The sequence below is a fragment of the Hydrocoleum sp. CS-953 genome, assembly GCF_002260545.1.
GTDB lineage: Bacteria > Cyanobacteriota > Cyanobacteriia > Cyanobacteriales > Microcoleaceae > Trichodesmium.
On the sequence record NZ_LGSU01000477.1, the window covers coordinates 1 to 3,239 of the forward strand.

General features: G+C 37.2%; 5 protein-coding genes and 1 pseudogene. All 6 read left to right on the forward strand.

The genetic code is table 11. The features are described from left to right. Positions 1-668 (forward strand): RNA-guided endonuclease TnpB family protein (locus AFK68_RS04805; RefSeq protein ID WP_210407234.1); only part of this gene is annotated, 668 nt, incomplete at its 5' end. Between the two features lie 63 nt (positions 669-731). After that, positions 732-911, forward strand: a pseudogene (locus AFK68_RS36285) (zinc ribbon domain-containing protein); the annotation flags it as partial. 65 nt (positions 912-976) lie between these two features. After that, a complete protein-coding gene (locus AFK68_RS04815; RefSeq protein WP_094671814.1) occupies positions 977-1,348 on the forward strand; it encodes a hypothetical protein in 372 nt (123 codons plus the stop codon). A gap of 152 nt (positions 1,349-1,500) precedes the next feature. Further along, positions 1,501-1,942, forward strand: a 442-nt coding sequence (locus AFK68_RS04820; RefSeq protein ID WP_143437522.1) for a glycerol-3-phosphate acyltransferase, incomplete at its 3' end; no start/stop codon positions are given. A gap of 526 nt (positions 1,943-2,468) precedes the next feature. After that, positions 2,469-2,690: PEP/pyruvate-binding domain-containing protein (locus AFK68_RS44230; protein ID WP_246843997.1), on the forward strand; the 222-nt coding region annotated here is incomplete at its 3' end. A 6-nt stretch (positions 2,691-2,696) separates the two neighbouring features. Continuing rightward, positions 2,697-3,239, forward strand: a 543-nt coding sequence (locus tag AFK68_RS38135; protein ID WP_256386487.1) for a PEP/pyruvate-binding domain-containing protein, incomplete at its 3' end; no start/stop codon positions are given.

Here is a 3,239-nt window from a genome sequence, read left to right on the forward strand (position 1 = left end):
ATACAAAACCATTAATACCCTGGATGCAAAAATTGTCGTCTAGAGTTTATCAATACGCTTTCCGAAACTTAGGTGAAGCATTTAAGAGGTTTTTTCAAGGCTTAGGTAAACATCCACGATTTAAGAAGAAAGGTAAACATGATTCCTTCACAATTGATAATTGCGGAAAACCAATAGAACTTAATGGTTGGTCTCACAAGTTACCTTTTATCGGTTGGGTAAAAACTTATGAACCAATTGAAGCGACAACTAAAAAAATAACAATTAGTAGACAAGCAGGTGATTGGTATCTCAGTTGTAGCTATGAATTTCATGCCATAACCACGCCTAAAAAAACTGATGTAGTAGGTGTAGACTTAGGTGTGAAAACCTTAGCTAGATTAAGTGATGGAAAAGTATTTGAAAGTGTGAGATCGTACCAAAAATTTGAAGCTAAGTTGTCTAGGCTGCAATACCTAAATCGTCATAAAAAGGTAGGCTCTGCTAACTGGAGGGCAGCACAACTGAAGATAGCTAAATTGCATGGAAAAATAGCAAACATTCGTCATGACGCACTTCATAAACTGACAACATACTTAGCCAAAAACCACGGCCAAGTTGTTATTGAAGATTTGAATGTGAGGGGAATGTTAGGCAACCATAAGCTAGCTAAATCAATTAGCAGATAGTGATTTTATGAGTTCAGGCGACAGCTAGAATATAAGTGCCAATGGTACGGTTCAGAGTTAGTAGTAGTTGATAGGTTTTTCCCATCGTCAAAGACTTGCTCAAACTGTGGTCACGTTCAAGATATGCCATTAAATCTGAGAACTTATGATTGCCCAGAGTGTGGATTGTCAATAGATAGAGATTTAAACGCCAGTATAAATTTGAGAGATGCGGTCGGCTTGACCGTGAATGCTTGTGGATGAGTAACCGCCGACGGCCTCAGTTGTTTGCGTAGCATTCCGTAGGAAAGCAGGAAGTAAACAGTAAAATGCCATATTATGACGTTTTATATCGGTTTTATGAAGCAGGTCCTAAAGGTGTTTGGTGTCATCACAAGCGCAAGAATCCGACCAAGATTCATGTCAATCAACATTTCATTAAAGTAAATGGCAAGAGGATTAAAGAAGATCCTCTAATGACTCCTGACCAATTGATACCAGTAGTTACCTTGAAGCAGACAAATCGTAATGATATGGGCTATCAGATGGTTATCGATGGTCCGTGTAGTATAGTTTATAAGCCTTATAAACCCTTGCCTTGTGGCGCACATTTGTGGATTGAGACTTACAAGCCAGTGCAGTTTGTGGATACTCAGTTTAATTCTGTGACAGCAAGGCGACCATACAAAGATGTCTCTTGATATGCAAATATTAATTCCAGGATTATTTCTAACTTTTTCCTTTTGTCTAGGCGCTCTTCCTCTAACTAATTTAATAGTTAAGAATCTGGCAAATATCGACCTAACAAAAGTTGGTACAGGTAATGTTAGTGTTGCAGCCTCATTTGNTTGATATGCAAATATTAATTCCAGGATTATTTCTAACTTTTTCCTTTTGTCTAGGCGCTCTTCCTCTAACTAATTTAATAGTTAAGAATCTGGCAAATATCGACCTAACAAAAGTTGGTACAGGTAATGTTAGTGTTGCAGCCTCATTTGTTCATGCACCAAAACCTGTGGCAATATTTGCTGTCTTGGCAGAAATTAGTAGAGGAATTGCTCCTGTTTTAGCAGCAAAATTATTATTTCCAGAAATTCCTACTTGGCAATTAGTAGGATTAATATTTTTAGTCGCGGGTAGATATTTTATTGCTCAAGGTGGTGGTGTTACTAATGCTAGTTGGGGAGTTTTGGTTTATTCTGCTGTTGTGGTATTGGCTTCGGGAATAACTGGTTCTTTAATATTAGTCATAGGTAAACAAATCTTTCCTCGAAAAAATCAAAATATTCGACAATNGGTGGTGTTACTAATGCTAGTTGGGGAGTTTTGGTTTATTCTGCTGTTGTGGTATTGGCTTCGGGAATAACTGGTTCTTTAATATTAGTCATAGGTAAACAAATCTTTCCTCGAAAAAATCAAAATATTCGACAATGGTCTGCTCGTTTGGGATGTCTCAGTAGTTTTTTATGGGTTTTATTATTTCGCCAGGAACCATCTTTTTCTGAATTGTTGGCAATGGCGGTATTAGTCATTTTCTTAGTAGTAATAAATTTTCGCCAAAGTGATGATATGGCTTTACAAAAACAACCTATATTTTCTCTTGATAATCAACTTGAAGCTAAAATTTGTGGAGAAAAAGCAGCCAGATTAGCTCTACTGAAAAAAGCTGGTTTTAATGTTCCTGAAGGTTTTGTTTTATCTGCTATTGAAAGTGGAAATAGGGAATTAGTTGTAGAGGGTGGGGTGAACAAATCTGTTGTTGATTCTCGGTTCTCGACTGGTTTTTTATCAGCAGATAAAATTCTAGATCAATTAAATGAAATGTCTTGGAGTTTTCCCCTAATTGTTCGTTCTTCAGCAGTGGGGGAAGATAGCGATAATAGTTCTGCTGCCGGACAATATGAAACTATTTTTCCTGTGAGAAATGAAACAGAATTATTAGAGGCAATTAATATTTGTCGTCAATCTTATTGGTTGCCGGAAGCTGTTACTTATCGACGACAAAAAGAAATTCCTGATGCAGAAATGGCGGTATTAATTCAGNCCCTAATTGTTCGTTCTTCAGCAGTGGGGGAAGATAGCGATAATAGTTCTGCTGCCGGACAATATGAAACTATTTTTCCTGTGAGAAATGAAACAGAATTATTAGAGGCAATTAATATTTGTCGTCAATCTTATTGGTTGCCGGAAGCTGTTACTTATCGACGACAAAAAGAAATTCCTGATGCAGAAATGGCGGTATTAATTCAGCCTTATCTTATTAGTCAAGTTGCAGGAGTAATGTTTACTCGTAATCCTTTGGATGGTGGTGGGAAAATAATTATTGAAGCTCTGCCTGGAGGTGCAGAAAAAGTTGTGGGTGGGCAGTTGACTCCTGTGCATTTAGAAATTGTTGAAGAAGGAAGAACTCAGAAGGAAGAAGTCAGAAGTAAGAGGGAAGAAGGAACAGGGAAGAAGTGGATAGTGACTCAAACCTCAACCAATTTTAAACACTCTGTAGACAACAGGCTATTCAACCCAAAAGATAAAGATAAAAATCTATCTTTAGAGCAAGTAAAAAATCCGGATATTTTACCTGAAGAAATTGTTGAA